The sequence below is a fragment of the Solimonas variicoloris DSM 15731 genome, from assembly GCF_000382285.1.
In the GTDB taxonomy this organism is placed as follows: Bacteria; Pseudomonadota; Gammaproteobacteria; order Nevskiales; family Nevskiaceae; genus Solimonas; species Solimonas variicoloris.
In genome coordinates this window covers 15,828-42,827 of sequence record NZ_KB907940.1, presented here as the reverse complement: position 1 = coordinate 42,827, position 27,000 = coordinate 15,828, and the positions used below count along the sequence as shown (strand labels likewise).

At 69.8% G+C, this 27,000-nt stretch carries 28 protein-coding genes; 16 read left to right on the top strand and 12 right to left on the bottom strand.

Annotated features, from left to right (window positions below; all coding sequences use genetic code 11):
* From hemC to H149_RS0115310, 4 genes are read left to right on the top strand one after another with little or no spacing between them, the layout of a single operon-like run.
* Complete coding sequence (gene hemC / locus H149_RS0115325; protein ID WP_020650650.1) at positions 1-927, top strand: hydroxymethylbilane synthase; 927 nt, start codon at positions 1-3, stop codon at positions 925-927.
* Positions 924-1,694 carry a uroporphyrinogen-III synthase gene (locus tag H149_RS0115320; RefSeq protein ID WP_020650649.1) on the top strand — a complete coding sequence of 257 codons (771 nt, stop codon included), beginning with the start codon at positions 924-926 and terminating at the stop codon, positions 1,692-1,694. The genes hemC and H149_RS0115320 overlap by 4 nt, the downstream gene beginning before the upstream one ends.
* Positions 1,691-2,737 carry a uroporphyrinogen-III C-methyltransferase gene (locus H149_RS0115315; protein ID WP_020650648.1) on the top strand — a complete coding sequence of 349 codons (1,047 nt, stop codon included), beginning with the start codon at positions 1,691-1,693 and terminating at the stop codon, positions 2,735-2,737. The genes H149_RS0115320 and H149_RS0115315 overlap by 4 nt, the downstream gene beginning before the upstream one ends.
* A complete protein-coding gene (locus H149_RS0115310; RefSeq protein WP_020650647.1) occupies positions 2,734-3,921 on the top strand; it encodes a heme biosynthesis HemY N-terminal domain-containing protein in 1,188 nt (395 codons plus the stop codon). Before H149_RS0115315 ends, H149_RS0115310 begins: the two co-directional genes overlap by 4 nt.
* 127 nt (positions 3,922-4,048) lie before the next feature.
* Here H149_RS0115310 and H149_RS0115305 read toward each other — a convergent pair whose 3' ends face one another.
* Entirely contained in the window at positions 4,049-4,942 is an 894-nt protein-coding gene (locus H149_RS0115305; RefSeq protein ID WP_211213616.1) for an alpha/beta fold hydrolase, read from the bottom strand.
* Entirely contained in the window at positions 4,939-5,850 is a 912-nt protein-coding gene (locus H149_RS0115300) for a hypothetical protein (protein ID WP_020650645.1), read from the bottom strand. The genes H149_RS0115305 and H149_RS0115300 overlap by 4 nt, the downstream gene beginning before the upstream one ends.
* Positions 5,851-6,118: 268 nt before the next feature.
* Between H149_RS0115300 and H149_RS0115295 the strand changes: the two genes are divergently transcribed.
* The 4 genes from H149_RS0115295 to H149_RS0115280 all read left to right on the top strand — a co-directional run bounded on the left by H149_RS0115295 (position 6,119) and on the right by H149_RS0115280 (position 9,227).
* Positions 6,119-6,520 carry a DoxX family membrane protein gene (locus H149_RS0115295; RefSeq protein WP_083931029.1) on the top strand — a complete coding sequence of 134 codons (402 nt, stop codon included), beginning with the start codon at positions 6,119-6,121 and terminating at the stop codon, positions 6,518-6,520.
* Between the two features lie 69 nt (positions 6,521-6,589).
* Complete coding sequence (locus H149_RS21255; protein ID WP_020650643.1) at positions 6,590-7,675, top strand: sensor histidine kinase; 1,086 nt, start codon at positions 6,590-6,592, stop codon at positions 7,673-7,675.
* Entirely contained in the window at positions 7,672-8,424 is a 753-nt protein-coding gene (locus tag H149_RS23350) for a LytR/AlgR family response regulator transcription factor (protein WP_020650642.1), read from the top strand. Before H149_RS21255 ends, H149_RS23350 begins: the two co-directional genes overlap by 4 nt.
* Before the next feature lie 107 nt (positions 8,425-8,531).
* Positions 8,532-9,227 (top strand): hypothetical protein, encoded by a 696-nt coding sequence (locus H149_RS0115280; RefSeq protein ID WP_020650641.1) that lies wholly within the window; start codon positions 8,532-8,534, stop codon positions 9,225-9,227.
* A gap of 18 nt (positions 9,228-9,245) precedes the next feature.
* Here H149_RS0115280 and H149_RS0115275 read toward each other — a convergent pair whose 3' ends face one another.
* A complete protein-coding gene (locus tag H149_RS0115275) occupies positions 9,246-10,265 on the bottom strand; it encodes a 2Fe-2S iron-sulfur cluster-binding protein (RefSeq protein ID WP_020650640.1) in 1,020 nt (339 codons plus the stop codon).
* Here H149_RS0115275 and H149_RS0115270 point away from each other — a divergent pair.
* A complete protein-coding gene (locus H149_RS0115270) occupies positions 10,264-11,172 on the top strand; it encodes an NAD-dependent epimerase/dehydratase family protein (protein WP_020650639.1) in 909 nt (302 codons plus the stop codon). The genes H149_RS0115275 and H149_RS0115270 overlap by 2 nt on opposite strands.
* Positions 11,172-11,579, top strand: coding sequence for a large-conductance mechanosensitive channel protein MscL (gene mscL, locus H149_RS0115265; protein ID WP_020650638.1), 408 nt, complete (start codon positions 11,172-11,174; stop codon positions 11,577-11,579). Before H149_RS0115270 ends, mscL begins: the two co-directional genes overlap by 1 nt.
* Positions 11,580-11,599: 20 nt before the next feature.
* On the opposite strand, the gene H149_RS0115260 is transcribed toward mscL, so the two are convergent.
* Together H149_RS0115260 and H149_RS0115255 are read right to left on the bottom strand one after the other, a co-directional pair.
* Positions 11,600-12,838, bottom strand: a complete 1,239-nt coding sequence (locus H149_RS0115260) for an SGNH/GDSL hydrolase family protein (RefSeq protein ID WP_020650637.1) — start codon at positions 12,836-12,838, stop codon at positions 11,600-11,602.
* Positions 12,839-12,974: 136 nt separating this feature from the next.
* Positions 12,975-14,459: a DUF3336 domain-containing protein gene (locus tag H149_RS0115255; protein ID WP_020650636.1), complete on the bottom strand. Its 1,485-nt coding sequence runs from the start codon at positions 14,457-14,459 to the stop codon at positions 12,975-12,977.
* 65 nt (positions 14,460-14,524) lie between these two features.
* Here H149_RS0115255 and H149_RS0115250 point away from each other — a divergent pair, with 65 nt between their 5' ends.
* On the top strand, positions 14,525-15,016 hold the full coding sequence (locus tag H149_RS0115250; RefSeq protein ID WP_020650635.1) for a DUF456 domain-containing protein: 492 nt from the start codon (positions 14,525-14,527) through the stop codon (positions 15,014-15,016).
* 15 nt (positions 15,017-15,031) lie between these two features.
* On the opposite strand, the gene H149_RS0115245 is transcribed toward H149_RS0115250, so the two are convergent.
* Positions 15,032-16,780, bottom strand: a complete 1,749-nt coding sequence (locus H149_RS0115245; protein WP_020650634.1) for a lytic transglycosylase domain-containing protein — start codon at positions 16,778-16,780, stop codon at positions 15,032-15,034.
* Positions 16,781-16,952: 172 nt separating this feature from the next.
* Here H149_RS0115245 and pip point away from each other — a divergent pair, with 172 nt between their 5' ends.
* Both pip and H149_RS0115235 read left to right on the top strand, forming a co-directional pair.
* Positions 16,953-17,900: a prolyl aminopeptidase gene (pip, locus tag H149_RS0115240; RefSeq protein WP_020650633.1), complete on the top strand. Its 948-nt coding sequence runs from the start codon at positions 16,953-16,955 to the stop codon at positions 17,898-17,900.
* A gap of 10 nt (positions 17,901-17,910) precedes the next feature.
* Complete coding sequence (locus H149_RS0115235; RefSeq protein ID WP_020650632.1) at positions 17,911-19,332, top strand: FAD/NAD(P)-binding protein; 1,422 nt, start codon at positions 17,911-17,913, stop codon at positions 19,330-19,332.
* 61 nt (positions 19,333-19,393) lie between these two features.
* On the opposite strand, the gene H149_RS0115230 is transcribed toward H149_RS0115235, so the two are convergent.
* From H149_RS0115230 to H149_RS0115215, 4 genes are all read right to left on the bottom strand, one after another.
* The gene (locus H149_RS0115230; protein WP_020650631.1) at positions 19,394-20,920 is read right to left on the bottom strand and encodes a DHA2 family efflux MFS transporter permease subunit; all 1,527 of its coding nucleotides are present in this window, start codon (positions 20,918-20,920) and stop codon (positions 19,394-19,396) included.
* 10 nt (positions 20,921-20,930) lie between these two features.
* A complete protein-coding gene (locus H149_RS21245) occupies positions 20,931-22,028 on the bottom strand; it encodes an HlyD family secretion protein (RefSeq protein ID WP_169518363.1) in 1,098 nt (365 codons plus the stop codon).
* A gap of 4 nt (positions 22,029-22,032) precedes the next feature.
* Positions 22,033-22,488 (bottom strand): MarR family winged helix-turn-helix transcriptional regulator, encoded by a 456-nt coding sequence (locus tag H149_RS0115220; protein WP_020650629.1) that lies wholly within the window; start codon positions 22,486-22,488, stop codon positions 22,033-22,035.
* Between the two features lie 124 nt (positions 22,489-22,612).
* A complete protein-coding gene (locus tag H149_RS0115215; protein ID WP_020650628.1) occupies positions 22,613-23,080 on the bottom strand; it encodes an Lrp/AsnC family transcriptional regulator in 468 nt (155 codons plus the stop codon).
* 144 nt (positions 23,081-23,224) lie between these two features.
* On the opposite strand from H149_RS0115215, the gene phhA reads away from it, so the two are divergent.
* Genes phhA through maiA form a run of 3 tightly spaced genes read left to right on the top strand, consistent with a single transcriptional unit; the run spans position 23,225 to position 25,905 of the window.
* Entirely contained in the window at positions 23,225-24,082 is an 858-nt protein-coding gene (phhA, locus tag H149_RS0115210) for a phenylalanine 4-monooxygenase (protein WP_020650627.1), read from the top strand.
* A gap of 36 nt (positions 24,083-24,118) precedes the next feature.
* Positions 24,119-25,216 carry a 4-hydroxyphenylpyruvate dioxygenase gene (gene hppD, locus H149_RS0115205; protein WP_020650626.1) on the top strand — a complete coding sequence of 366 codons (1,098 nt, stop codon included), beginning with the start codon at positions 24,119-24,121 and terminating at the stop codon, positions 25,214-25,216.
* 44 nt (positions 25,217-25,260) lie between these two features.
* The gene (gene maiA / locus H149_RS0115200; RefSeq protein WP_020650625.1) at positions 25,261-25,905 is read left to right on the top strand and encodes a maleylacetoacetate isomerase; all 645 of its coding nucleotides are present in this window, start codon (positions 25,261-25,263) and stop codon (positions 25,903-25,905) included.
* A gap of 173 nt (positions 25,906-26,078) precedes the next feature.
* Here maiA and H149_RS0115195 read toward each other — a convergent pair whose 3' ends face one another.
* Complete coding sequence (locus tag H149_RS0115195; protein WP_020650624.1) at positions 26,079-26,621, bottom strand: acyl-CoA thioesterase; 543 nt, start codon at positions 26,619-26,621, stop codon at positions 26,079-26,081.
* A gap of 8 nt (positions 26,622-26,629) precedes the next feature.
* Complete coding sequence (locus tag H149_RS0115190) at positions 26,630-26,977, bottom strand: carboxymuconolactone decarboxylase family protein (protein WP_020650623.1); 348 nt, start codon at positions 26,975-26,977, stop codon at positions 26,630-26,632.
* Positions 26,978-27,000: the final 23 nt, after the last annotated feature.

Genomic DNA, 27,000 nt, shown 5'->3' with positions numbered 1-27,000 from the left:
ATGAATCTCCGCATCGCGACCCGCGAATCGCCGCTGGCGCTCTGGCAGGCCCAGCACGTCAAGGCCCGTCTCGAAGCCGCCCATCCGGGGCTCGAGGTCAGCCTCGTGCCAATGACCACGCGCGGCGACCAGCTGCTCGGCAGTCCGCTCGCGGCGGTCGGCGGCAAGGGTCTGTTCGTCAAGGAACTCGAGCAGGCCATGCTCGAGGATCGTGCCGACATTGCCGTGCATTCGATGAAGGACGTGCCGGTGCAGCAGCCGGACGGCCTCGTGCTCGGCGCCTATCTCGACGGCGAGGATCCGCGCGATGCCTTCGTCTCGAACCGCTTCGCGACGCTCGACGCGCTGCCGCCGGGCGCGGTCGTCGGCACCTCCAGCCTGCGCCGGCAGGCGCAGCTGCGCGCCGAGCGGCCGGACCTCACGGTGCGCGATCTGCGTGGCAACGTCGGCACGCGCCTGCGCAAGCTCGACGAGAACCAGTACGACGCGATCCTGCTTGCGCACGCCGGCCTCGCCCGGCTCGGGCTCGGCGCGCGCATTCGCGAGAGCTTCGCAGTGACACGCTTCGTGCCGGCGATCGGCCAGGGCATCATCGGCGTCGAATGCCGCGACGGCGACGCCCGCACGCAGGCGCTGCTCGCGCCGCTCGCCAGCGCGGCTTCAGCGGTGCGCCTGGCCGCCGAGCGCGCGATGAACGCCAGGCTCGGCGGCGCCTGTCAGGTTCCGGTCGCCGGCCACGCCGTCGTCGACGGCGAGCGCCTGCGTCTGACCGGTCTGGTCGGCGCGCCCGACGGCTCGCAGCTGATCCGCGACGCCGTCGAAGGCCCGCGCGCCGATGCCGCCGCGCTCGGCGGCGAGCTGGCCGAACGCCTGCTGGCGCGCGGCGCACGCGGCATCCTCAGCGCGCTGGGCATCGCGCTGGCGTGAACGCGAGCGCGCCGCTGCAAGGCCTGCGCGTGCTGGTGACGCGACCGGCCGCGCAGGCGGACGCGCTGTGCCGTCTGCTCGAGGCACGCGGCGCGCAAGTGCAGCGCCTGCCGCTGCAGGCGATCGAGCCGGTGCGCCAGCCGGCGCTGGCGGCGCGCGCGCTGGCCGGCATGCGCGATGCCGCCGTCTGGATCTTCACCAGCGTCAACGCCGTGCACTACGCGCGGCAGCTCGATGCCGGCGTCTGGCCGGCGACGGCCGCGGTCGGCGCCGCGACCGCCGCAGCGCTCGAAAGACTCGGCCACGCGCCGCTGGCGCCGGCGCAGGCCTTCAGCAGCGAAGGTCTGCTCGACCTGCCGCAGCTGCAGGATCTTGCCGGCCGTCGCGTCGCCGTGATCAGCGGCGAGGGCGGCCGCGAGGCGCTGGCGCCGGCGCTGCGCGCGCGCGGCGCCGAGGTCGAACGGATCTCCGTCTATCGCCGTGTGCCGCTGCCGCACGCTGCCGAGGCCGTCGCCCGCGCGCTGGCGCAGGTCGACGCGCTGATCGTCACCGGCGGTGAGGCGCTGGCCCTGCTGCTGCAACTGGCGCCGGCTGTCGAACGGCCGCGCCTGCTCGGCCTGCAACTGGTTGTGCCGAGCCGGCGTGTGGTAGAACAGGCCCGGCAGCTCGGCTTCGTGCGCGAGCCGCTGGTGCCGGATCAGGTCGCCGACGCGGCTTTCGTGCGCTGCCTCGAAGCCTGGCGCGCTGACAACAAGTCCATGCAATGAGCGAACCGGAAATCTCCAAGCCGTTCTCCGTCGAACCCGTGCCCGCGGCGCGCGCATACGGCCGCTGGCTGCTGCTGATCATCGCCGCGGCGCTGCTCGCCGGCGGCGGTGCCTGGCTCTACGCGCGCGTCGACAGCCTGTTCGCTGCGCAGGACGAGGCGCTGCGCCGCACCGGGCGCGACCTCAACGCCCTCGAGGTGCAGGCCGACCGCCTCGAGTCGCGGCAGGCCGATCTCGCCGCCGCCAATCAGCGCAACGCCACCGAAATCGCCGAGTTCGCGAGCCGCATCGACGCGCACGACCAGATCGTCGGCCAGCTCAAGGAGCAGCTCGCCGGCGGGCGCGGTCACTTCCAGCTGGCGGCGGTCGAGCAGCTGCTGCTGCTCGCCAACGACCGCCTGCAGCTGGCGCGCGACGTGCCGGCGGCGATCGTCGCGATCGACGAGGCCGATGCGCGTCTGGTCGCACTCAAGGAGCCGCGCCTGTTCCCGGTGCGCCAGGCGCTGGCACAGGAGAAGGCGGCGCTGCAGGCGGTGCCGCTGCCGGACTACGCCGGCGCCGCGCTGACGCTGTCGAGCCTGATCGAGCGCGCGCCGCGTCTGCCGCTGGTCGCGCGCGTGCCCTCGCATTTCGAGGCGACGCCGGAGCACGTGCTGGTGCCGGACGATGCGCGCTGGTACCAGCGCGCTGCGGCCTCGATCCGCGAGGCGCTGTCCGGCGTCTTCAGCGTGCGCCGCGACGCCGGGCCGTCGCCGCGCCTGCTCGAGGCCGAGCAGGAGGTGCTGGTCGCGCAGGTCCTGGCGCTCAAGCTCGAAGGTGCGCGCGTGGCCCTGCTGCGCGGCGACACGACCAGCTTCCGCGATCTCTGCGAGTCGGCCGCCAGCTGGCTCGATACCTACTTCCAGCGCGACGACCCCGGCGTCGCCGCGGCGCGCGCCGAACTCGAGCGGCTGCGGCCGCTGGAGTTGTCGCCGCCGCTGCCCGACATCAGCCGCAGCCTGAGTCTGCTGCGCGCCTTCATGCGGCCGGCCGATACGCCATGATCCGCCTGTTGCTCGTTGCGCTCGCCGTGCTCGCCTGCGGCGCCGCCGCGGCGTTCTATCTGCGTGCCGAAACCGGCTACGTGCTGATCAGCTTCCACCACTGGATCGTCGAGACCTCGCTGCTCGGACTGCTGACGGCGATCGTCGCCGGCCTGTTCGGCGCCTATGCGCTGCTGCGCCTGCTGGTCGCCGGCGTCAGCCTGCCGCTCACCGTGCGGCGCATGCTGCAGCGCCGCCGCGAGGAAAAGGCGCAGGCTTCGTTCGAGACCGGCCTGCTGCGGCTGCTCGAAGGCAACTGGAAGCGCGCCGAGATCGAGCTCGTGCGCCGTGCCGCCGATCATCACGCCGGCCATCTCAACTACCTGGCCGCGGCCCGCGCCGCGCAGCGGCTCGGCGCCGGCGACCGTCGCGACCATTACCTGCGGCTGGCCGGCGAGATCGCGCCGGAGATGGAATTCGTGACGCTGCTGACGCAGACCGAGCTACAGATCGAGCGCGGCGAGTTCGCCGCCGCGCGCGACACGGCCCTGAAACTGCGCGGCATCAATGCGCACCACCCCTACGTGATCGCGCTGCTGGCGTCGAGCTACGACGGCCTGCAGGCCTGGGAGTCGTTGCGCCAGCTGCTGCTCGATGCCGGCACCCGCGAGGCGCTCGGCGAGGAACGCTACCGCGAGCTGATGACGCGCACCCTGCGCGAATGCCTGCTGGAAGCGCAGCGCCTGGCGCGCCTCGATCGCCTGAAGACGGTCTGGGAGGCGGCGCCCAAGGATTTCCGTCTCGTGCCGGAGGTCCGCAACGAGTACGTGCGCGGTCTGGCGCGCCTCAACGCGCATGCCGAGGCGCTGGCCTTCGTCGCCGACGTGCTCGCCAGGAACTGGGATCCGCTGCTGGCGGAGCTCTACGGCGAGCTGCATGCGAGCGATCCGCTGACGCAGCTGGCGGCGATCGAGGAGTGGCTCAAGCAATACGGTGAGCGGCCGGAGCTGCTGATCACCGCAGGTCGCGTCTGTCTGCGCAATCGCCTGTGGGGCAAGGCGCGCAGCTACCTCGACGCCGTCGTCCGCGTCGCGCCCTCGGCCGGTGCCTATCTGGAGCTGGCGCGGCTGTGCGAGATGACGCAGAACGGCGAGGAAGCGCAGCGCTTCTACAGGCAGGGCCTGGAGTTTTCCGCGGGCCTTTGACACTCGGCGGATGCCTCGCGATCAGCATTTCCCGCACGTCGCGCCGGCTATGACGTTCAGCGCGGCGTCGGCCCCGTCACGTCCAGCGCCGACGGGTGGCCTGGCGCAGCGGTTGATGACGCCGCGCTCATTCGCCCGGCGCGACAGCTGCTTCCGCCAGCGCTTCGCGTATCGCTGAAATCACCGCGTCGGGCCTTTCCAGCGGAATGCCGTGCCCGCTGTCCACCCATATCTGCCTGGCGCCCGGATAGAGCCGCTGGATGTCTTCACGCTTCGCGTTCGCATCGGCGGCTTGCCGCGATGTCTGTTGCATCGGCTTGGCCGCGCTCAGCACAAATACCGGCTTGCCGGCGAAGGTGGGGAGATCAAGAACCTGCTGCCCGGTTTGCGGCAGCAAGGCGAGCTCCTGTTCGGCGGCCCCCGTCAAAGAAACGTCCAGCAAGGCACGGACCAGGAACGACTGCTGGTTCAGGGCGCCGTCGCCCTCGAGCTGCCGGGGGTGCGTCGAGTCGACGAGAACGAGTGCGGCGACCTCGTCCGGATAACGGCGAGCATAAAGCTGCATGTAGAGACCGCCGAGCGAGTGTCCGACCAGAACGTACGGAGGCTTCAGCCCTTCGCTGCGCAGCAGCGCTCGAAGCTCGTCGACGATATGGACGCCGTCACGCGGCGACGAAACCGGATCGCTCTTGCCGTAGCCAGGGCGGTTGTAGGCGAAGGTCGTGGTGTCTTTCGAGAGCTCAGGGATGACTTTCTTCCACCATTCCATTCTGCCGCCAAGCCCGTTCTCGAAGACGACAGCGATGGCGGGGTAACGGGTCAGCGCGAACTCGACACGGCGATCGCCGACTTTCTCGGTCATCGCTTCCGGCAGCGATGCGCAACCGGACAGCAGGGCCACCAGAAAGACAGCGACATGGGCGACGGGAGATCTGTTTCTCATGGTTGCAGGCGGTTGCTGACGAAAGGCCGGCGCGGGAGTGTTCCCCCGGTCGCCGAGCGCCTGATCGCGGGTGCTCATGTGGCTTGCCGGCAATCGGCGAGCTTCATGCCCCCCGGTTGTATTGCGGTGACGGTGCCCATGAGCTTGATCCAGTTTCCGTCATTCAACGTCGCGAACAGTTTGGCCTGGTCTGCTGCGAGTACGCACGTGACGGCGAAATTGAGATCGTTGTAGGACGACTCCTGGCGAATGCCGAGCAAGCCCCTCGTTTTCGTCACCAGATAAGCGAGCTCCATCTCGCCGGTAATGCGATTTTGCGACACCGTATAAATCTGGCCGTCAATGCGATACTTCTTCCCGACGTACTTCGCGCGCATCGGCGCGAAAGCATCTTCGTAGTCCTTGCTGGTCGCCGATGGCCCGGTGCCGATCAGAAACTTGCTGAAACGGCCGATGCTCGCCACCGGCGCCAGCGTGTTCTTCACGTCGCGGCCGACGTCGGCCGAAAGTGTCTCGGCTTTGACGTCGATGAACTGGTCGGTGCGGGTTTTTGCGCGCGCTGCGGATGCAATCGCTTCGCCCTCACGTCCGGGATTCAGCTTGCCCAGTATCGAGCAGAATTCCGTCCGCACGGCTTCCTCTTTGACCGTTTGCCCGGCGGCCAGCTTCATGGACAGCGATATCTGGCCGTCGCTGCCGGCGGTCGCGCGCACGACGACGGCAGGATGGTTGCTGGTTTGCAGGAAGGACAGCTCCCCTGCGTTGCCCCTGATCAGCTCGCCGCCGACCTCGTAGCCGCCGTCGAGCGCGAGTTGCTGCAGCTGTCCGAGCGCGCTTTCGGCGCGCAGCCCCGGCAGTTGGACCTGTGCGACGAAGAGCAGGCCATTACGCGCGTCGCCGATCGTCTGAAAACCTTCCTCACACGTGCCGGCATTCGCGCAGACCGTTGCCGTCAGCAAGAAGAGCGTGCCAATCACTTTCCGCATTTTCCGACTCCTTGGGCTTTCGCAGGTTCCGAATCGGCCCGCAGCGAGGACGGCGACAGAGCGGCTTCGTCGCGGGCGCTTCGGGCGAGTCAGTCTGCCGCGGCCGCGCCGGCGCGCGGCCAGGCCGGGACGAACCGCACGCGGCGATGGGCGAACGTTCTGGGGTGCGGGGCGCCGGCATGCGCAAACGTGCTGTTGATCACGCCCGGCTTGCCGGCCGGGGCGTCGCCGCGTATTTGCTCGGTGCAGACCCTGTCCGGACCCGACGATGCCACTCCCCGTGCCGAGGCTGTCGCATGCGCTGTTGATGCTGCGCGGCACCGTTGCGCTGATGTTCCTCGCGCACGCCGTGGTGCGCGTCGTCAACGGCAGCATCGCCCAGTTCGGGGCCTTCATGGAGGCGCACGGTTTCGCGCAAGGCCTGGTCTGGGTGCTGCTGATCACGGCCTATGAAATCGGCGGCGGTCTGCTGCTCGCGCTCGGCCTTTGCGTGACCTGGGTTTGCGCCGGGCTGGCGTTCATCGTCCTGATGGGCATCGTCATCATTCACGTGCACCTCGGCTGGTTCGTCGGCGAGCACGGCGTCGGCGGCATGGAATACAGCGTGCTGCTGCTGGCCAGCCTGCTGGTCCTCGCCGCCGCCGACCGTGCCGGGCGGCCTGCGGCATGACCGGCGCCGCGATTTGGCGTTCGGCCACCGCTGCGGGATAGTGCGGTCTGCGCTCCAAGACCGACGCCGATGTCCAAACGCCTGCTGTTCGTGCTGGGAATCGTCCTCCTGTGGTGGACGGCATACGCGCTGATGTTCGCGAGTCAGGTCGTCGGCATGGGCGAGGAGCAGGGCGCGCCGGTGTCGTGGCGCGAGGCGCTGCGCTACAGCTTCGGCGGCTGGATGACCTGGGTGCCGCTGAGCCTGGGGCTGTACCTGGCCGTGCGCCGCTTTCCGCTCGAACGTGGTCGCCTGTTCGCGTCGGCCGCGGTGCTGACGCTGGCGGCGCTGCTGGTGGTCATGCTGCGCGCCGCGCACGTTTACTTCACGAATCCGATCTTCGGCTGGTACGCGCAGCTGCCCGATTTCAGCAGCGTGCTCGCGGCCAGTCTTAGCAAGAACTTCATGATGGCCTGGACCGTCATCGGCGCGGCGCACGCGCTGGTCTTCTACGAGCAGGCGCGCGAGCGCGAGCAGCGCGTCGTAGATCTCGAGCGCGGCCTAATCGCGGCGCGCCTCGAAGCCTTGCGTGCGCAATTGCATCCCCACTTCCTGTTCAACGCGCTGAACTCGGTCGCCGAGATGGTGCACGAGGATGTCGAGCTCGCTGATCGCATGCTGGTCTCGCTGTCGGCGATGCTGCGCGATGCGCTGTCACACGAACAGGCGCAGGAGCGGCCACTGCGCCGCGAGCTTGAGTTGCTGCGCCACTATCTGACGATCGAGAAGATCCGCCTCGGCGAGCGCCTGCGCATCGACTGGGCGGTGCCCGAGGAATGCCTCGACGTGCCGGTGCCGGCGCTGATCCTGCAGCCTCTGGTCGAGAACGCGATCGTCCACGCGCTCGCGCGCCGCCGCGAGCCGGGGGTACTGTCCTTATCGGCGGCGCGACGCGACGGCCTGCTGCAGCTGCATGTCGAGAACAGTCTGGCGCCCGGCGAGCCGCCGGCGCCGGGCTTCGGCGTCGGCTTGCGCAGCGTCGAGTCGCGGCTGCAATTGCTGTACGGCGGGCACGCCCGCTTCGAGCGACGGGATATCGGGCGCGAGCGTCATATCGTGGCGATCGGCATTCCGTTGCCAGCGGCCGCGCCGGGCGCGGCGGGGCTGGCGGCGTGAGCGCGCCGCTGCAGGTTGCGATCGTCGACGACGAGCCGCTGGCGCGCGCACGGCTGCGCCGCCTGCTGCAGAAGATCAGCGGCGAGCGGATTCGTATTGCGCTCGAATGTGTCGATGCCGAAGAGTTGCTGCATGAGGCCGGTCGCGTGCCGCTCGACGCCTTGTTCCTCGATATTGAGATGCCGGGCGGCGGCGGCTTCGGCGCGCTGCAGCGCTGGCCGGGGCCGCTGCCGGCGGTGGTCTTCGTGACCGCCTACTCGGAACACGCGGTGCGCGCCTTCGATGCACGCGCGCTCGACTATCTGGTCAAGCCGGTCGCCGAGGATCGCCTGCGCGACACCGTTGCGCGCTTGTACGCGCGGGACGGGCGCCCGCCGCCGGCGGAGCCGCCGCGCGCGCGTATCGCCCTGCCGCTCGGCCCCAGCACGCACCTGGTGGCGCTCGACGACATCGATCTGATCGTCGCGCGCGGAAACTATCTCGATATTCACGCGATCGACCGGACCTATGTCGTGCGCCGCACGCTGCGCGAGTTCCTCGCCGGCCTCGATCCGGCCTGCTTCGTGCAGCTGCACCGTTCGGCAGTGGTACGTGTTAGTGCGATCCGGGCGATCCGAGCGCAGGGCTCGGGACGCTTCCGCCTGGAGCTGCGTGGCGAGCGGCAGCTTCACACCGGGCGCAATTTCCGCGCGCGCGTGCAGGCGCTGCTAAGCGCGCCGGCCGTCGGTTCCGCCGCCGACACTGCCTGAGCGCCGTGCGGCGATCCGCACACTTGCACGACAACTGAGGACTGCCGCGCAATGCGGCTGGCGACGGCTGTCTAGACTGCGCTCCGCCATACACAGGGAGCGTGTTCATGTTCAGGGAAATCGTGCGCGTCGGGCTGCTGCTCGGCCTGGTCGCCACCGTCGCTTGCGGCAAGAAATCGCCGGACGCCGCGCCGGACGCGAGCGCGACGGCGCCCGCCGTCGAACCTGCGGCCGAGTCCGCCGCCGCCGGCGCGGAGGCCGCCGATCCGGCGGCGCTCGAAGCGGTGCAGAAGAAGCGCGCCGTGGAGCGCGCGCTCGCCGAGCAGGCGATACTCGACGAGGCCCACGGCCAGTGGGCGGTCGCCGCGAGCGCCAGCTCGACTTATTCCGCCGAGAAGGATGCGGCGTCGACCGACGGCTACGCGCCGATGCAGGCGACCGGCAAGCCGGACGTGGAGCACTACGGCGACGATGCGCACGCCTGGGCCGCCGAGCGCGCCGACGGCGGCATCGAGTGGCTGGAGACGTCGTTCGCGACGCCGGTCCGCGCGCGCGAACTGCGCGTGCGCCAGAACTCGATGCCGGGCGCGATCATCAAGGTCGAGCTGATCGATGAAGCCGGTGGCCGTCACACGATCTGGGAAGGCACCGACGACACCGTCTACGAGAGCGGCGAGATCCAGTGGTTCGTGCGCAGCTTCGCGCCGACCGCATACAAGACCAGGGGCGCGCGACTGACGCTGGCGACCAATGCGGTCGATGGCTGGAACGAAATCGACGCGGTGCAGCTGGTCGGTGAGTGAACGAAGCGCCGGCCGCGCTCAGCCGAGCTGCGGCCAGGTCTCGAAGGCGTAATCGAAGGAATCGTAGTAGAGGTGGTCGGCATCGAGGCCGGCACGCACGAAGGCCTCCTTGCCGGCGCGCACCATGACCGGCGGTCCGGACAGGTAGGCTTCATGGCCGCTCAGCACCGGATACGCGGCGAGCACGGCTTCGTGCACCAGGCCGCGCGCGCCGCGCCAAGCGGCGTCGGCATCCGACAGCACCGGCGTGTAGCGGAACTGCGGGTGCGCCGCCGCCCAGCCGCGCAGGCGCGCGTCGAGGTAGAGATCGCGCTCGCCGCGCACACCCCAGAACAGGTGCACGCTGCGCGGCAGGCCGCCCGACAGCAGCTCGTCGAGCATGGCGTGGATCGGCGCGATGCCGGTGCCGCCGGCGACCATGACGATCGGCCGTGACGAATCCTCGCGCAGATAGAACGCGCCGAGCGGGCCTTCGAGGCGCAGGATCGCGCGTTCCGGCATTTCGTTGGCCGCCCAGTTCGCGAAGCGGCCGTTCGGCGTCACGCGCACGTGCAATTCCAGGGTCTCGCCGTTCGGCCGGTTGGCGACCGAGAAGCTGCGCCGGCGGCCGTCGTCGAGCAGCAGGTCGATGTACTGGCCGGGCAAATACTGGAAGCCGTCGCCCTTCGGCAGCTTCAGCGTCAGGCCGAGCACGTCGTGCGCGAGCCATTCCTTCTTCGCGGCGCGCACCGGCAGCTGGCGCGGCCGCAGGCTGTCGATCTGCGGCGGCTGGTGCAGAGCGATCGTCAGGTCCGACGTGGCGCGCGCCAGGCACATCAGAATGTAGCCGGCGTCGCGTTCCGCCTGCGACAGCGCCGGCGGCGGAAACGGATAGTCGATCGCGCCGGACACGAGCCGCACGCGGCAGGAGCCGCAGCCGCCCGACTGACAGCCGAACGGCAGCGCGAAGCCATGACGCAGGCCCGCGGCCAGCAGGGTTTCGCCTTCGGCGACGTCGAAATGCTGCGGCCGATCGGCCAGGTAAACTCTGTGACTCATGGATACCCTGCAAGCGAAGCTGCCGCCGTCGGCGCTGATTGCCGGATGCGGCGACATCGGTCTGCGCGTCGCCCGGCGGCTGCGCGCGCTGGGCCGCGAGGTTACGGCAATCGTCCGCGACCGGCAAAAGGCGGCGCCGCTCGCCGCGCTCGGCGCGTGGCTGCGCATCGAGGATCTCGATGCGCCGGCCGATGTCGGCGATGTGCCGCTGCTGTTCTGGTTCGCGCCGCCGCCCGACAGCGGCGAACGGGACGCGCGTTTGCGCGGCTGGCTCGCCGCGCAGCGCGGTCGCATCGACCGCGTCGTCTATATCTCGACCTCGGCGGTCTACGGCGATTGCGGCGGTCGCTGGATCGACGAGGATGAGCCGCTGGCGCCGCGCAGTGCGCGCGGCCAGCGCCGCGCTGATGCCGAGCGCGCGCTGCTCGAAGCGCAGGCGCAGGGCGGCGCCGCGGCCGTGATTCTGCGCGTGCCGGGCATCTATGGTCCCGGCCGCCTGCCGCTCGAGCGCCTGCGCCGCGGTCTGCCGGTGCTGCGCGCGGCGGAGTCTCCGTACAGCAATCGCATTCACGCCGACGATCTCGCCGAAGCGGCGCTGCACGCCGCCGCGTTCGGCCGCGGCGGCCGCGCGTACCACGTCGCCGACGGTGCGCCGACGACGATGGCCGACTACTTCATGCGCTGCGCGCGTCTGCTCGATCTGCCGGAACCACCGCAGCTCGCATTCGAGGACGCACGCCGGGCGCTGACTCCCGCGATGTGGTCGTTTATGGAAGAATCGAAGCGGTTGCGGACGGAGCGCCTGCGCGAGGAACTGCATTTTTCGCCGCGTTACCCCGATCTCGAGAGCGGATTGCCGGCCTGCCTGGCAGCCGAAGACACAGTACGCACGAAAGGAGTGGCGTGATGGGCATGATCCAGGAGTTCAAGGATTTCGCGATGCGCGGCAACGTCGTCGACCTCGCGGTCGGTGTCGTGATCGGCGCCGCGTTCGGCAAGATCGTGTCGTCGCTGGTCGCCGATGTCATCACGCCGGTGATCGGCCTGATCGTTGGCGGCGTGGATTTTTCCGATCTGGCGATCACGCTCAAGGCCGCGCAGGGCGATCAGGCGGCCGTGCTGCTCAGCTACGGCAAGTTCATCCAGACGATCTTCGATTTCGTCATCATCGCCTTCGCGATCTTCGTCGTCATCAAGCTGATCAATCGCCTGCAGCGGCAGAAGGCCGCCGAACCGGCGCCGCCGGCACCGCCGCCGGCGCAGGAAGTGCTGCTGACGGAAATCCGCGACCTGCTCAAGCAGCAGCGCGGCTGATGCGCCGCGGCGGCAAGGGCTCAGCCGCCGCCGAACAGTCGGCCGGCATCGAGCGCGTCGGCCATCGCCCGATAGCCTGCATCGCCCGGATGCAGATGATCGCCGGAGTCGTAGCGCGGCAGCATCCGCTGCGGGCGCTGCGGATCGCGCAGCAGCGCATCGAAATCGACGACCGCATCGAACTCGCCGCTGTCGCGTATCCAGCGATTGACGTTCTGGCGTAGCGCATCGCGATCGGTGCGGTAATAGCCGGCGAACGGCGTGCCGGCGAGCGCGCCTTCGAACGGCGTCAGGGTCGCGCCGACGATGCGAACGCCGCGCAGATGCGCGCGGGCGATCAGCTGGCGGTAGGCGTCGATGATCGCGTCGGCAGTGACCGGCACGTCCGTCGGTGCGAACACATGGCCGGGCCAGGCGATGTCATTGATGCCCATCAGCACGATGACCGTGCGCAGATGCGGCTGGCTCAGCACGTCGCGATCGAAGCGTGCGAGCGCGCTGACACCCATGCGGTCACGCAGCAGACGCGCGCCCGAGATGCCGGCATTGAGCACGGCGACATCGTCGCCGGCGAGCCTTGCCGCGAGAAAATCCGGCCAGCGCTGATGGGCATCCGGCGTCGAGCCGTTGCCGTCGGTGATCGAATCGCCGAACGCGACGACGGTACGCGCGGTGTCCGGCGCTTCGACGATGATGTCGCGCACGAACAGGTGCGACTGCAGCTGCGCGTCGGCGACCAGCGACGCTGCGGCGGTCTGGTCGCCGCTGCCGACAAAGGCGGTCTGTCGCGCGTCCCAGTGGAAAGTCGATACGGGCGTCGGCTGCGGCAGGTAGAGGCTGACGCTGACGGTCGCAAGCGCGTCGACGTCGAGATCGACCGCGTCGCTGAGCAGCGGTGCACCCGGCGGGATGAGCGCCGTCGGTTTGCCGCCGAAGGTCAGCACGCGGTCGCTGCCGGCGACGATCGCCGCGCCGGGGCCGGCGAGCGCCAGATGCGCGGCGCCGATCTGCAGCGGCAGCGTGCCGTACTCGTTCGACAGCAGCACGCGGACGCGATGGCCGCCGATGCTGAGGCTGGCCTTCTGGCGGATCGTCTGCTGCCAGAGCCGTTCGGGCACGCCGAGCGGCAGCGGAAAATCGCCGCCCCACGGCGCTTGCGGGCTGGCGGTCCAGCTCACCAGCCAGGACGTGTCGCCGGCGACGGCGCGCAGGGGCAGCAGCAGGCAGGCGAGCAGCACGACGAGCAGCTGGCGCGGCACGGGGTTTCTCCACGGCGGATGGCGGGCGGCAGCATGCCGTTGCCATCACGCGGCGGACAGTCGCTGCGGCGGCAAAACCTTCGTGCCGTGAATGCAACAATCGCCGCGCGGTGAAGGCAGCCGCGGTCGGTCGCGCTCAGCCGGCCGTGCGCAGCGGCTTGCGCGGTCGCGGCTTGCCCAGCGCGTGCTCGCGCTGCTTGAGCAGCACGAGGCAGTCCTCGAAGGTGCGCGAGATCCGCGTTTGCAGGCGGATGCGCTCCAGCTTCGGCCAGGTCGCGCGCTCGCCTTCGACGATGTAGTGCTGGATATCGTCGTGGCTGGGGTTGCTGAACAGGCGCAGGATGCGGCGGTGCGACGGCGCCGGGAAGATGTTGACGTCGCCCGAATAGCGCTGCTGCAGGATGTTGTCGACCTTGCCGAGCAGCCGCCCGCTGGCATACGGGTCGAGGTGCTTGCGCGCCAGGCGCAGGGCGCCGCTACCGCCCTGCTTGATCAGATCCGCCGCCAGCGGCGCGAGGCCGCGGCGCTCGAGTTCGGCCTTCGCCAGCAGCGGCACGATGTGCGGATTGGTCTGGCTGGCGATGTAGTGATTGACGTTGTGCAGGCGCGCCAGGCGCAGCATCGGCAGGTCCGAGGACAGCGTGCCGTCGATCCAGCGCTTGCTCGGCAGGTACGGCACGACGCGCCGCTCGTAGTCGCGCGCCTCGAGCTGCACCGGCGGAAAGATGCCCGGCACGGCGCAGGACGCGAGCACCGCCTTGCGCATCAGCACGTGCGGTGCCGTCAGGTAATTCAGCAGGCGGCCCTGCTGGTGCGCCTCGGCCGGCGAGACGGTGATGCTGACGATGCGGCGCGTGCGCTCGAAGGCGTCGACGAAGGTGTCGTCGCCGATGTTGGCGGCGAGGCAGCGTTCGAGCTGGGCGCCGTCCATCACGAAGCCCTTGCGCATCATTTCGCGCCAGCCGAGCGCCTGGAAGGCTTCGAGGTTGAGGCCGCCCGGCGCGAACATCGCGCTGATCTCGTCGTCGCTGCGCACCGCGACCGCGCTGGCAATGATCGAACCGGCCGAAGCGCCGGACAGCACGCGCGGCAGCAGGCGCTCGCTGTGCAGGGCCTTGATGACGCCGAGGTGGAACATGCCGAGCGTGCCCCCGCCGGACAGCATCAGCGCCGAGCGGCCGAACGTCGTCGCCGTGCGCTTGAAGAACTGGATCTTGTCGTCGAAGCCGAAGTCCGGAAAGTCGCCGGCGCAGAGGAAATCGAGGCAGCGCGCGACCTCGGCGATGTACTCCTCGATCAGGCGCTTGGTGCCGAGGCGGGCGACGCCGTACAGCGTCGGATTGGAGATGTTGCCGAGATTGCCGTGCAGGCCCTCGTACAGGTCGAAGGCGAGCTGGCGCGCGTCGCCGCGCTTGCGCAGCGCACGCATCTGCCGCAGGCGTTCCTGGATCAGCAGGTAGTCGTAGTCGTCGCTGGTGTCGTCCTGCTTCCAGGCATCGCCGCCCTCGAGGTGATCCAGCTCGGTGGCGATCTCCCGCCAGCTGCGATAGTCCGGGGCGGCGGCCAGATCGCGCAGGCGATCGCGAACGATGCGGCGGGCGAGGCGGGGCGGGTTCTTCATTTGGCTTGAGTGTAGGACCAAAGCCGCGCACAGTGCAGCGCCGTTCAACTGGGAAAATCGCACCGATGGAAAGCTTGTGGCCGATCCTCGGCTGGACCCTCGCGCTCGTGCTCATCGTCGCCGGCCTGGTCGGCACGCTGCTGCCGATCCTGCCTGGCGCGCCGCTGGTGTTCTTCGGCCTGTGGCTGATCGCGCTGATCGACGGCTACCGCCATGTCGGCTGGCTGACGCTGACCCTGCTCGGGCTGATCGTCGTGCTGACCGTGGTGATCGACTTCGCCGCCTCGGCGCTCGGCGCCCGCAAGGTCGGCGCCAGCCGGCAGGCGGTGAGCGGCGCGCTGCTCGGCAGCATCGTCGGCGTGTTCTTCGGGCTGCCCGGCCTGCTGCTCGGGCCCTTCGTCGGCGCCGTGATCGGCGAACTGGTCGCGCAGAGCCGCGTCGAGCATGCGGCGCGCGTCGGCATCGCGACCTGGCTCGGCCTGCTCGCCGGCAGCATCGCCAAGCTCGCGCTGTGCCTGACGATGCTGCTGGTGTTCGGGTTTGCCTGGTGGCTGTGAGCGCGCGGCCGCGCTTCAGCTGTCGAGCGGCACGCGCAGCTTCTGACCGACGCGGATCGTCGAGCCCTTCAGATTGTTGGCGGCGCGCAGGTCGGCGACGCTGACGTTGTAACGGTCGGCGATGCCGCTGAGCGTCTGTCCGGAGCGGACCTGATGCGTGCGGTACGACGGCTTGCTGCGGCTGCGGGCCTTGGTGCGCGCACGGTCATTGTCGCTCTGTTCCTTGCGCGCCTCGTTCAGCTTCTGCTGCAGCGTCTGCTGCGGCGTCGACTCGCCGACGGCGACGGTGATCGGGCCGGGCCGGGCTTCGGTCTTCGGCGGGATCTTCAGCACCTCGCCGACGCGCAGCTTGTGCGCCGACTTGAGGTCGTTGACCTTGAGGATCGCGCTCTGCGCGATGCCGTAGCGGCGCGCGATCTTGCCGAGGCTGTCGCCGCTGGCGACGCGATGCAGCAGGAACATCGCGCGCTGGCTGTCGAAGCGCTCGTGGTTGCCGAGCTTTGCGTAGCCGACTTCGAAGGTGCGCGCGCTGCCGTACGGGACGCGGATCAGATGGCCGGGCGGCACGTAGAGCTTGCCTTCGATCACTTCCGGCCGGTAAGCCGGGTTGAGGCGCTGGAAGGTTTCGTCGCTGGCGCCGCAGAGCCGCCGCAGCGTTTCGTACGGGACGTAGTGCTGGGTTTCGACGGTCTCGAACTCCAGCGGATTGGCGTTGCGCGCCTGGCCGGCGCGCTCGCGGTAGGCGCGCTCGACGTCGACCGCGGCGAGAAACTCCGCATAGTAGTTGCGCGACGCGAAGCCGAAGCGCGGCCCGTCGTAGCGCTCGATCAGGTCGACCAGCGTGCGGCCGTTGACCGCGTCGAGCGCGCGCGCGATGCCGTTGCGGCCGTGGTTGTACGCGGTGATCGCCAGCGGCCAGTCCTGCAGGCGGGCGTAGTCGTCGCGCAGATGGCGCGCGGCGCCGTCGGTCGAGGTCCACGGATCGCGGCGGTCGTCGACGACGTCATTGAGGCGCATGTAGATGCGCGCCGACGACGGGATGAACTGCCAGATGCCGGCGGCGCCGGACTTCGAGTAGGCGTCGAGATTGAAGCTCGATTCGACCAGCGGCAGGCGCGTCAGCTGGGCCGGCAGGTTGTAGCCGCGGAAGGTCTGTTCCATCGACGGCAGGTAGCGGTTGGAAACCTCGAGCGCGTTCTCGGTGCGTTCCTTGAGGCCGCGCTGCACGCGCGCCGTGCCGATCTGCTGCTTGAACTTGTCGGCGCCCGGCACGTCGGCGAACAGGTCGTAGAGGCGCCGCTCCTCGATCGTCATCGTCTCGGGCGCGTACTGCTTGGCCTGCACCTGCTTGAGCAGTTCGTCGACGCGATCCTTGGCGGCCTGTTCTTCGGCGCGCCGGCGCTTGTCGAGCACGAAGCGGTCGGTGACGGTCGCGGCGTCACGGTAGTCGAGCACCGTGAAGACCTTGTTCGGATAGACCGACGAGTGCACGACGCTCTGCAGCTCGGAGTACTGGCTGAAGACCTTGGTCCAGAACTGCACCGCCGGCTTGAGCGCGTCGTAGCGCGGAAAGTCGCGGCCGATCGCCGGTGTGCCGAGTCCGGGCGTCGCGAAGCCGGGCACCGAGCTCGGCAAGGCGGTGGCGGCAGCGGTCGCGGCGGGTGCGGCGGGCGCCGTGGCCTCGCTGCGCAAGGGGGCGGCCGGTTCCGCCGCCGTGTTGGCGTCGTCCTGCGTGGCGGCGACCGCGACGCCGGCTGTGAGCATGCCGAACGCGACCCAAGCGGTCCTGAATCTGTACACCTGCACTCCGAGAAACTGGTCGTCTGGACGCGACGTGGCCCTGGCCGCGATGTTACTGCCGGCGCCTACAGGCAGCAATCGACGGAGACGCTAAGCTATGCGTACCCCCGCGTAACGCAATGCAAGAAGCGCCGCCATGCCGCAGCCGTATCCGCCGATCGAGCCGTACCAGACCCATCGCCTGCGCGTCTCGGATCTGCACGAGATCTACTTCGAGGAAAGCGGCAACCGCGCCGGCACGCCGGTCGTCTTCGTGCACGGCGGGCCCGGCGGCGGTTCGGAGCCCTGGCACCGGCAGTTCTTCAACCCGAAGAAATACCGCATCGTGCTGTTCGATCAGCGCGGCTGCGGCCGCTCGACGCCGCACGCCGAACTGCGCGAGAACACAACCTGGGATCTGGTCGCCGACATGGAGCGCATCCGCCAGCAGCTCGGCATCGAGCGCTGGGTCGTGTTCGGCGGCTCCTGGGGCTCGACGCTGGCGCTTGCCTACGCCCAGGCGCATCCGCAGGCGGTGCGCGCACTGGTGCTGCGCGGCATCTTCCTGCTGCGCCGCGCCGAGATCGACTGGTTCTACCAGCAGGGCGCGAGCTGGATCTATCCCGACGCCTGGGAAGCCTACGAGGCGGCGATTCCGGCGGCGGAGCGCGGCGATTACCTGTCCGCCTTCCACCGCCGCCTGACCAGCGACGATCCGGCGGTGCGCTCGGCCGCGGCGCGAGCCTGGAGCGTCTGGGAGGGTTCGACGAGCAAGCTGTTCCCGAACACCGACATGGTGACGCGCTTCGGCGAAAGCCGCTTCGCCGAGGCGTTCGCGCGCATCGAGTGTCATTACTTCACCAACCGCGGCTTCTTCGAGCGCGACGACCAGCTGCTCGCCAACATCGACCGCATCCGCCATATCCCGGGCGTGATCGTGCAGGGGCGCTACGACGTCGTCTGTCCGATGCGCTCGGCCTGGGACCTGCATCGGGCCTGGCCGGAAGCGGCGTTCGAGGTCGTCGGCGACGCCGGCCACGCCGCCAGCGAGCCCGGCATCCTGTCGAAGCTGGTCGAGTGGACCGACCGCTTCGCTTCAGCCTGAGGATTTTTCGATGACCACGATCGTCATCATCGGCGCCGGCTTCTGCGGCACCACACTGGCCGTGCAGCTGCTGCGCCGGCCGCCGGTCACGCCGCTCGACGTGGTGCTGGTCAATCGTTCCGGCCTGCTCGCGCGCGGCGTCGCCTACGGCACGCGCACCGCGAGCCACGTGCTCAACGTGCCGGCCGGCCGCATGGGCGCGCTGCCCGGCGAGGAGGACGGCTTCCTGCGCTTCGCGCAGCGGCACGACCCGAAGGTCGGCGCCGGCAGCTTCGTCGCGCGCCGTACCTACGGCGATTACCTCGAAAGCCTGCTCGCCGATGCCGCGGTGCACGCGCCGAGCGGCTGCCGCTTCCGCGCCGTGGTCGGCGACGTCAATCGCATCCAGCCGCTGGCTTCCGGCGGCGCCCGCGTGATGCTGAACAACGGCGATGCGTTGCTGGCCGACAAAGTTGTGCTGAGCATGGGCAACTACGCGCCGGCCGATCCGCCGCTCGCCGACGAGCAGCGCGCGTTCTATTCGAGCCCGCGCTACGTGCGCAATCCCTGGCATCCGGACGCGCTGTGGGTCGTCAAGCCGGACCAGCCGGTGCTGCTGGTCGGCACCGGCCTGACCATGCTCGACGTCGTGCTCGACCTGCGCGATCGCGGCCATACGGCGCCGATCTACGCGCTGTCGCGCCGCGGCCTGATGCCGCAGGCGCACCGCGATCTGGAAACGCCGCCGGTCTACGACGAGCAGCTGCCGCGGCGCATGTTCGCGCGGCCGACGGCGCGCAACTATCTGCGCGCGGTGCGCACGGCGGTCGCCGTGCACGCGCGCGCCGGCGGCGACTGGCGCGACGTGATCGGCGCGCTGCGCGCGCTGACGCCGCAGCTCTGGCAGGCGCTGCCGCTCGCCGAGCGCCAGCGCTTCCTGCGCCATGTGCGGCCGTACTGGGAAATCCACCGCCATCGCTGCGCGCCGGAGCTGGGCCGGCGCCTGCAGGCCGAAGTCGACAGCGGCGGCCTGACGCTGATCGCCGGCCGCCTCGGCGGCTACGACGAGCGGCCCGAGGCGGTGCGCGTGCGTTTCCGCCGTCGCGGCCGTGCCGCGAGCGAAGCGTTGAGCGTCGGCACCGTCATCAACTGCACCGGTCCGGACGGCGACACGCGCCGCCTGCGCGATCCGCTGATCGCCGGCCTGCGCGACGACGGCCTGGTGCGCGCCGACCGCCTCGGTCTCGGCTTCGAGGTCGACGAGCACTACGCGCTGCGCGACCACGACGGCGTCGCCGCGTCGTGGCTGCACTACGTCGGCCCGTTCCTGAAGTACCGCGACTGGGAAGCGACCGCGGTGCCCGAGCTGCGCCAGCACGTCGCCGCGCTGGCCGAGGTGCTGCACCGCGAGCTTGCGCAGCAGGCGCCGGCGATCAGCGGCTTCGCGTCCTGATCGTGTTCGCGGCGCGCGGCGCGCGGCGCGGTCGCGCCTCGCGCCGCGCGCCTTGCCGGCGTCAGTCCAGCGCCGCCGGTTCGCGCGACGTCGTCAGCTCCAGCGGCCGGCGGAACAGGAACAGCAGCGGCGCGGCGATCAGCACGCCCCACATCATCACCTTGAAGTCGGCGATGGTGCCGAGCATGCCGGCCTGGCGCTGCAGCTCGGCGGCGACGTCGACCAGCCCGAGCGACGACTCGATCCCGCCGCTGGCGTTGACGTATTGCGCCAGTGCCGGATTGAACGGCGTGACGTGCTCGGCGAGATAGGCGTGGTTGGTCGTCGTCATCCGCGTCTGGTACGCGAACGCCGCGGCGATGCCGATGCTGCTGCCGACGTTGCGCACCAGGCTGAACAGCGCGGCGCCGTCGGCGCGGTCCTGCGCGATCAGCGTCGCGAAGGTGATCGTCGACAGCGGCACGAACACCAGGCCGATGCCGAGCCCCTGCAGCACGCAGGCGCCGACCAGGCCGGAGATCGGCACGTCGAGCGTGTAGCCGGCCATCCAGTGCAGCGAGTAGGCGGTCAGCAGCATGCCGACGAACATCAGCCAGCGTGAATCGACGTGGCGGATCAGGCGGCCGACGGCGAACATCGCCAGCATCGTGCCGGCGCCGCGCGGCGCGACCGCGAGGCCGGTGGTGATGACCGGAAAGCCGCGCAGGTTCTGCAGGAACGGCGGCAGCAGCGCCGAGGTCGCGAACAGCACCACGCCCATCACCGCGACCATGACCAGGCCGGAGACGAAGTTGCGATCGGCGAACAGGCGCAGCGGCACGAACGGATGCGGCGTCGTCACCGTGTGCACGAGGAACAGATACAGCGCCAGCAGGGTCAGGCCGGCGTAGATCAGGATCTCGGTCGATTCGAACCAGTCCTTGGTCTCGCCGCGGTCGAGCATCAGCTGCAGCGCGGCGATCGTCAGCGACAGCAGCGCGAAGCCGAACAGATCCAGCCTCGGCTGCGGCGCTTCCTGGTCGTTCGGCAGTCCGGCCGACAGGCCGAGGAAGGCGAGGACGCCGAACGGCACGTTGATGTAGAACACCCAGCGCCAGTTGTAGACCTCGGTCAGCCAGCCGCCGAGCGTCGGGCCGAGGATCGGGCCGAGCATCACGCCCATGCCCCACAGCGCCATCGCCGAGCCGTGCTGCTCCTTGGGATAGCTGTTGAGCAGCACGACCTGCGACAGCGGCACCAGCGCCGCGCCGCACAGGCCCTGCAGCAGGCGGAACAGCACCATCTGCGGCAGCGTCGCGGCGACGCCGCACAGCATCGAGGTGATCGTGAAGCCGGTGATCGCGACCAGGAACAGGCGCTTGAGGCCGAAGCGCGCGGCGAGGTAGCCGGTCGGCGCGGTGGCGATCGCCGCCGCCACCATGTACGAGGTCAGCACCCAGGAGATCTGGTCGGACGCCGCGCCGAGCGAGCCCTGCATGTGCGGCAGTGCGACGTTGGCGATCGTCGAATCGAGCGCCTGCATCAGCGTCGCCGCCATCACCGAGACGGTCAGCAGGCCGCGCTGCGCAGCCGACATCGTCGTGCTCATGAGCGGCCGCTCACTGTCCCGCCTGCGCGTCCTCGAGGCCGAGCCACGACAGCATGCGATGCACGCCGCCGGCGCGCGCGCTGCCGGTATCGATGCTGATCTCGGTGCTCATGCCGGCGCGCAGCAGCGGCTCGCCGTCCTGGTGCTCGATGCGGATGCGCACCGGCACGCGCTGCACGACCTTGACCCAGTTGCCGCTGGCGTTCTGCGGCGGCAGCAGCGAGAACTCGGCGCCGGTCGCCTGGCCGATGCTGTCGACGGTGCCGTGCCAGCGCGTCTGCGAATAGGCGTCGACGTCGATCTCCACCTTCTGGCCCGCGCGCACGCGTTCGAGCTGCGATTCCTTGAGGTTGGCCTCGACCCACGGTCCCTGCGCGTCGACCACGCTCAGCACCGGCAGGCCCGGCAGCACGTAGCCGCCGACTTCGGGGACCTTGCTGGCGATGCCGTCGATCGGCGCGCGCACTTCGGTGCGCGCCAGATCGAGGCGTGCCTTGTCGAGTGCCGCGAGCGCGGCCTTGTACGCGGGATGATCCTCGACGGCGATGTCCGGATTGCCGTCGAGCTGCGCGCGCACTTCGCCGACTTCGTGCTCGGATTCGTTGATGCTGCTCTGCGCGACCTGCAGCGCGTGCGTGGCCGCGTCGAGCGTCGAGGTCGAGCTGGCGCCGAGCGCCTGCAGTTCCCTGGCGCGCTGGTAGTCGACTTCGCGGAAGCGCAGATCGGCCTGCGCCGAGTGCAGCGCCGCCTGCTTCTGCGCGTAGGTCGCCTTCAGCGCGCCGATCTGCAGCCGCGTCTGCGTCAGCGCCGCCTCGGCCTGCTGCACGGCGACGGCGTACGGCGCCGGGTCGATGCGGAACAGCGGCGCGCCGTGCTTGACCGGCTCGTTCTCGTGTACGTAGATCGTGTCGACCTTGCCGCTGACGTCGGCGCTGACGTTGACGAGGTTGGCCTTCACGTAGGCGTTGTCGGTCGACACGTAGCGGCCGCCGAACACGTAGGCGTAGACGGCGACGGCCGCGGCCGCGGCGAGGCCGGCGCCGAACAGCACGCGCCGCGTGCGCTCGCGACGCGGCGCGCCGGTGGAAGTTTCGGAATCGGGGCTCATCGGTTCATCCACGGTGGCCGGCCGCATCGGGGCCGGCGAGGTTGCTCTTGACCTGATTCAGCAGCGCGTGCAGCTGTTCGCGCTCGTCGACGCTGAGGCCGCGGAACGCGTGCTCGCGCGCTTCGGCGGCGATCTTCCAGACTTCCGACAGGATCGGGTCGGCCTTGTCGGTGACGTAGAGGCGGAACGCGCGGCGGTCGTCCTCGTGCACTTCGCGGCGCACCCAGCCGGCGCGCTGCAGGCGGTCGATCAGCTGCGTGACCGTGACCGGATGGATTTCCATCTTGGCGGCGAGGCCGATCTGGGTCAGGCCCGGCTGCTTGGCGAGGCAGGCCAGCGCCGCGGTCTGCGACTGCGTCAGCTTCAGATGCTTGGCGCGGCGGCGGAAATCCTCGCGATACAGACGCCCGACTTCGAGCAGCAGGCCGCTGGTCGTGTTCCACGGGGGCGGAGTCTTCATCGATAAAGAACCTGAAGGAAACGAAAACGGATCGACGACGGTCCCCCGACCTCCCGCGTCCGGATTTGATAAGTCTACTTACTATTAGCGGGCATAGTAAAGCCGGGCCCAGTGCCGCCCGGGCTCACGGCAGACGCACGCCCTCGTCCTTCTTGATCGCATCGAGCACCAGACTCGAGCGCACGTCCTTGACGCCGGGCAGGGCGATCAGCACCTGCATCGAGAACTCGGCGAAGGCCTGCAGGTCGGCGACGGCGACGTGCAGCAGGTAATCGAGTTCGCCGGTCATCACGTAGCAGGCGCGCACTTCCGGCCGCTGCCGCACGGCGTCCTGGAACGCCAGCGTGGTGTCCTTGGACTGGCGCTCGATGTTGACGCGCACGAAGGCCTGCACCTGCTGGCCGAGTGCGGCCGGATCGAGCACCGCGGCGTAGCGGGCGATGACGCCGCTGTCTTCGAGCTTGCGCACGCGGCGCTGGCAGGCCGTGGCCGACAGCGAGACCCGCTCGGCGAGCTCGACGATCGGCAGGCGCCCGTCCTTCTGCAGCTCGCGCAGGATGCGCAGGTCGGTGCGGTCGAGGTCATTGCGCATGAATTCACCATTATTGTCTGAATTTGTGGTGATTATGTGCTTCGGAGGAATCGAAGTGCGCACAGATCGCAGCCAATCCCGCCGAGGTGCCGCGTAAAGTGACCGGCAGCGGCGAGGGCGAAAACGCCCGCCGGAGGAGACCCCATGTACGGCGCCCATACCGACAACGAACTGCGCGGCGATTACACGAAAGCGAAGGCCGACTTCACGGTCGAGCAGCGCGATCACGTCTACGGCGAGGCCGACCACGCGCTCTGGCGGCGGCTGTACGCACGCCAGGCGCAGCTGCTGCAGAGCTATGCCTGCCGCGAATTTCGCGACGGGCTCGCGCGCATGGCCGCCGCCGACGGCGTGCCCGATCTGGACGCCGTCAACGCGCGCCTGGTGCCGGCCAGCGGCTGGCGGCTGGTCGCGGTGCCGGGCTTCATTCCGGACGAACAGTTCTTCCGCCATCTGGCGGCGCGCCGCTTTCCGGTCACCGTCTGGCTGCGCCGGCCGGAGGAGTTCGACTACCTCGTCGAGCCGGACATCTTTCACGACTTCTTCGGCCACGTGCCGATGCTGTTCGATCGCCGCTTCGGCGACTACGTGCAGCGCTACGGCGAGCAGGCACTGCGCCTGCTGCCGCACGGCGCGCTGCCGCTGCTGGCGCGCCTGTACTGGTACACGGTCGAGTTCGGCCTGATCGACGGCGACGAGGGCCTGCGCGTCTACGGCGCCGGCATTCTGTCGTCGGGCGGAGAGACGCCGTACGCGGTCGACAGCGACGAGCCGCGGCGCCTGCGCTTCGAGCTGTCGCGCTGCCTGCGCACGGCGTATCGCATCGACAGCTACCAGAAGACCTACTTCGTGATCCGCTCGCTCGCCGCGCTGGCCGACGTCATGACGCGCGATCTGTCGACGCTCGTCGAGACGCTGCAGGCGCAGCCGACGCTGAGCCCGGATCGCCTCTACGACGGCGACGAGCCGGTGCCGCCGCGCGGCCGGCGCCTCGCCGCCTGAGTGTCCCTTTCTCTTTCACCTGCCCGAGCGCCCGCCATGAACGACGCAACGCCCGCCGCCGCCAACCCGCTCGCGACCGACGGTTTCGAGTTCGTCGAATTCACCGCGCCGACCGCCGACGGCATCCGCCAGTTGCATGCCCTGTTCGAGATGATGGGCTTCACCGCGGTCGCCCGGCATCGCCGCAAGGACGTGACCCTGTTCCGTCAGGGCGACATCAACTTTCTCGTCAACGGCACGCCGTACACGCACTTCGAGCAGTTCGCGCGCACGCACGGGCCTTCGGCCTGTGCGATGGGCTGGCGCGTGCGCGATGCCGCGGCCGCGCAGGACTACGCGCTGGCGCACGGCGCGGTCGCCTTCGACACGCGGCCGGGGCCGATGGAGCTGAACCTGCCGGCGGTCTACGGCATCGGCAACAGCGTGCTCTACCTCGTCGACCGCTACGAAGCCGGCGGCGCGCGCGGCGACGGCGAGCACACGATCTACGACGTCGACTTCCGCTTCTTCGACGGCGTCGCGCGCTGGCCGCAAGGCGTCGGCCTCACCGGCATCGACCATCTGACGCACAACGTCTCGCGCGGCAACATGAACACCTGGGCCGGCTTCTACGAACGCATCGCCAACTTCCGCGAGATCCGCTACTTCGACATCGAGGGCAAGCAGACCGGCCTGGTGTCGCGGGCGATGACCTCGCCCTGCGGCAAGATCCGCATCCCGATCAACGAGTCGTCCGACGACAAGTCGCAGATCGAGGAATTCATCCGCGAGTACCGCGGCGAGGGCATCCAGCACATCGCGCTGGCGACCGACGACATCTACGCCACGGTCGCCGCGCTGCGCGCGCGCGGCGTGCAGTTCATGGACACGCCGGATACCTACTACGCGCGCGTCGACGCACGCGTGCCGGGGCACGGCGAGCCGCTGGCGCGTCTGCGCGAGCTCAGCATCCTCATCGACGGCGCGCCGGTCGACGGCATCCTGCTGCAGATCTTCACGAGCACGGTGATCGGCCCGATCTTCTTCGAGATCATCCAGCGCAAGGGCAACGAGGGCTTCGGCGAAGGCAACTTCAAGGCGCTGTTCGAGAGCATCGAGGAAGACCAGATCCGCCGCGGTGTGCTCGCGGCGTAAACCATCTTTAAGCTGGCGCGCCCGCCACTGACCGGATCGGCCCGATGCTGACGCTTTACTCGTACTGGCGCTCGTCGGCGAGCTACCGCGTGCGCATCGCCCTCAACCTCAAGGGCCTCGACTACCGCATCGTGCCGATTCATCTGCTGCGCGACGGCGGCGAGCAGAACGCGCCGGCCTATCGCGCGCTGAACCCGCAGGGCCGCGTGCCGCTGCTGGTCGACGGCGAGCTGCGCTGCGCGCAGTCGCTGGCGATCATCGACTACCTCGACGCGCGCTACCCGGCGCCGCGCCTGATTCCGGCCGAGCCCGTGCAGCGCGCGCCGGTGCTGGCCTTTGCGCAGGCGATCGTTGCCGATATCCAGCCGCTGCAGAACACCGGCACGCTGAACTACCTGCGTGACACGCTCGGCCTCGACGACGCCGGCCGCGGGGCCTGGCTGCGCCACTTCATCGACCGCGTGCTGGCCGGGCTCGAAGCCGAGGCCGCGGCGCGGCCGCGCATGCCGTTCCTGTTCGGCGACGCGCCGACGCTCGCCGACTGCGTGCTGGTGCCGCAGCTGTATGCGGCGGCGCGCTTCGGCTGCGACCTGGCGCGCTACCCGGTGCTGGCCCGCGTCGCCGCGCACTGCGGGACGCTGCCAGCCTTTCAGCGCGCGCATCCGGCGCAGCAGCCGGACGCCGAGTAGCGCGCCGGCGCGCGCCGCCGCTGCGTTCCGGGGAAGCTCCGAAAAAATCCTTCGTGTCGCTTCGCGCAGCAGCGGCGGCGGTCCGGTTGCGCCGTTGAAGTCGCACGCCGCCGGATTGCTTCGTCGCCGGCGGCGCCTCGCAATGACGGCGTCTGGACCGGATCGAATCGTCCTTAGCGCTCGGTATCGGGCAGCGCGCGCGCCGGGCGCTGGCCGCGCAGCTTCTTCAGCGCTTCGGCGTGCTGCAGGCGCATTTCGCGGCGCAGCTGCGCTTCCTCGTAGCGGTAGTGCTCGGTGTCGGTCTCCGGCCGCAGCGGCGGCACCGGGCGCGGCTTGCCGCTGCTGTCGAGCGCGACGAAGGTCAGGTACGCGGACAGGATGTGGCGGCGGTTGTTGCCGTCGTAGCTCTGCGCCTCGACCTTCACGCCGACTTCCATCGAGGTATGCCAGGCGCGGTTCACCGAGGCGTTGAACAGCAGCACGTCGCCGCGCCCGGCCGGGGCGATGAAGTGCACGGCGTCGACGCTGGCGGTGACGCAGACGCCGCCGGCGTGGCGGTCGGCGACGACCGCCGCGAAGCGGTCCATCTGCGCCATGATCAGGCCGCCGAACACCGTGTCGTTCGAGTTCAGGTCGTTCGGAAACACCATGTAGACCTGCTCGCGCACGGCCGAGTACGAGACGCTGCGCGCCGGCAGCAGAGAGGTTTCGCTCATCGGTGTGCTCACGCGCCCGGCGCGGCGTCGTCGCCGTAGAGCTTCATCGCCATGGCGCCGTGCGTGGCCGCGGCGCCGGCGCGCAGCGCGGCGGCGATGAACGAGGTCTCGGCGAGTTCGGTTGCGGTGGCGCCGGCGCGCTTGGCGGCGCGCGTGTGCACCTCGATGCAGTACGGGCACTGCGTGGTCAGCGCCACGGCGATCGCCATCAGCTCGCGGTACTTCTGCGGGATCGCGCCGTCGCTGCGGCCGACGATCCGGTCGAGGCCGAGCCAGGCGTCGTGTTCGACGGGGGCCAGTTCGCGCATGCGGCGCAGCTGGGCGAGATCGCCCGGATCGTGATAGTGGCTGCTCATCGGTGAGAAAGCTCCGGTCAGAG

Bases quoted from the DNA above. Each gene is read 5' to 3' on its own strand.
- hemC (WP_020650650.1), top strand. From the start codon at position 1: ATGAATCTCCGCATCGCGACCCGCGAATCGCCGCTGGCGCTCTGGCAG.
- H149_RS0115315 (WP_020650648.1), top strand. From the start codon at position 1,691: ATGAGCGAACCGGAAATCTCCAAGCCGTTCTCCGTCGAACCCGTGCCC.
- H149_RS0115310 (WP_020650647.1), top strand. From the start codon at position 2,734: ATGATCCGCCTGTTGCTCGTTGCGCTCGCCGTGCTCGCCTGCGGCGCC.
- H149_RS0115305 (WP_211213616.1), bottom strand. From the start codon at position 4,942: ATGAGCACCCGCGATCAGGCGCTCGGCGACCGGGGGAACACTCCCGCG.
- H149_RS0115300 (WP_020650645.1), bottom strand. From the start codon at position 5,850: ATGCGGAAAGTGATTGGCACGCTCTTCTTGCTGACGGCAACGGTCTGC.
- H149_RS0115295 (WP_083931029.1), top strand. From the start codon at position 6,119: ATGCCACTCCCCGTGCCGAGGCTGTCGCATGCGCTGTTGATGCTGCGC.
- H149_RS21255 (WP_020650643.1), top strand. From the start codon at position 6,590: ATGTCCAAACGCCTGCTGTTCGTGCTGGGAATCGTCCTCCTGTGGTGG.
- H149_RS0115280 (WP_020650641.1), top strand. From the start codon at position 8,532: ATGTTCAGGGAAATCGTGCGCGTCGGGCTGCTGCTCGGCCTGGTCGCC.
- H149_RS0115270 (WP_020650639.1), top strand. From the start codon at position 10,264: ATGGATACCCTGCAAGCGAAGCTGCCGCCGTCGGCGCTGATTGCCGGA.
- H149_RS0115275 (WP_020650640.1), bottom strand. From the start codon at position 10,265: ATGAGTCACAGAGTTTACCTGGCCGATCGGCCGCAGCATTTCGACGTC.
- mscL (WP_020650638.1), top strand. From the start codon at position 11,172: ATGGGCATGATCCAGGAGTTCAAGGATTTCGCGATGCGCGGCAACGTC.
- H149_RS0115255 (WP_020650636.1), bottom strand. From the start codon at position 14,459: ATGAAGAACCCGCCCCGCCTCGCCCGCCGCATCGTTCGCGATCGCCTG.
- H149_RS0115250 (WP_020650635.1), top strand. From the start codon at position 14,525: ATGGAAAGCTTGTGGCCGATCCTCGGCTGGACCCTCGCGCTCGTGCTC.
- H149_RS0115245 (WP_020650634.1), bottom strand. From the start codon at position 16,780: ATGCTCACAGCCGGCGTCGCGGTCGCCGCCACGCAGGACGACGCCAAC.
- pip (WP_020650633.1), top strand. From the start codon at position 16,953: ATGCCGCAGCCGTATCCGCCGATCGAGCCGTACCAGACCCATCGCCTG.
- H149_RS0115235 (WP_020650632.1), top strand. From the start codon at position 17,911: ATGACCACGATCGTCATCATCGGCGCCGGCTTCTGCGGCACCACACTG.
- H149_RS0115230 (WP_020650631.1), bottom strand. From the start codon at position 20,920: ATGAGCACGACGATGTCGGCTGCGCAGCGCGGCCTGCTGACCGTCTCG.
- H149_RS21245 (WP_169518363.1), bottom strand. From the start codon at position 22,028: ATGAGCCCCGATTCCGAAACTTCCACCGGCGCGCCGCGTCGCGAGCGC.
- H149_RS0115220 (WP_020650629.1), bottom strand. From the start codon at position 22,488: ATGAAGACTCCGCCCCCGTGGAACACGACCAGCGGCCTGCTGCTCGAA.
- H149_RS0115215 (WP_020650628.1), bottom strand. From the start codon at position 23,080: ATGCGCAATGACCTCGACCGCACCGACCTGCGCATCCTGCGCGAGCTG.
- phhA (WP_020650627.1), top strand. From the start codon at position 23,225: ATGTACGGCGCCCATACCGACAACGAACTGCGCGGCGATTACACGAAA.
- hppD (WP_020650626.1), top strand. From the start codon at position 24,119: ATGAACGACGCAACGCCCGCCGCCGCCAACCCGCTCGCGACCGACGGT.
- maiA (WP_020650625.1), top strand. From the start codon at position 25,261: ATGCTGACGCTTTACTCGTACTGGCGCTCGTCGGCGAGCTACCGCGTG.
- H149_RS0115195 (WP_020650624.1), bottom strand. From the start codon at position 26,621: ATGAGCGAAACCTCTCTGCTGCCGGCGCGCAGCGTCTCGTACTCGGCC.
- H149_RS0115190 (WP_020650623.1), bottom strand. From the start codon at position 26,977: ATGAGCAGCCACTATCACGATCCGGGCGATCTCGCCCAGCTGCGCCGC.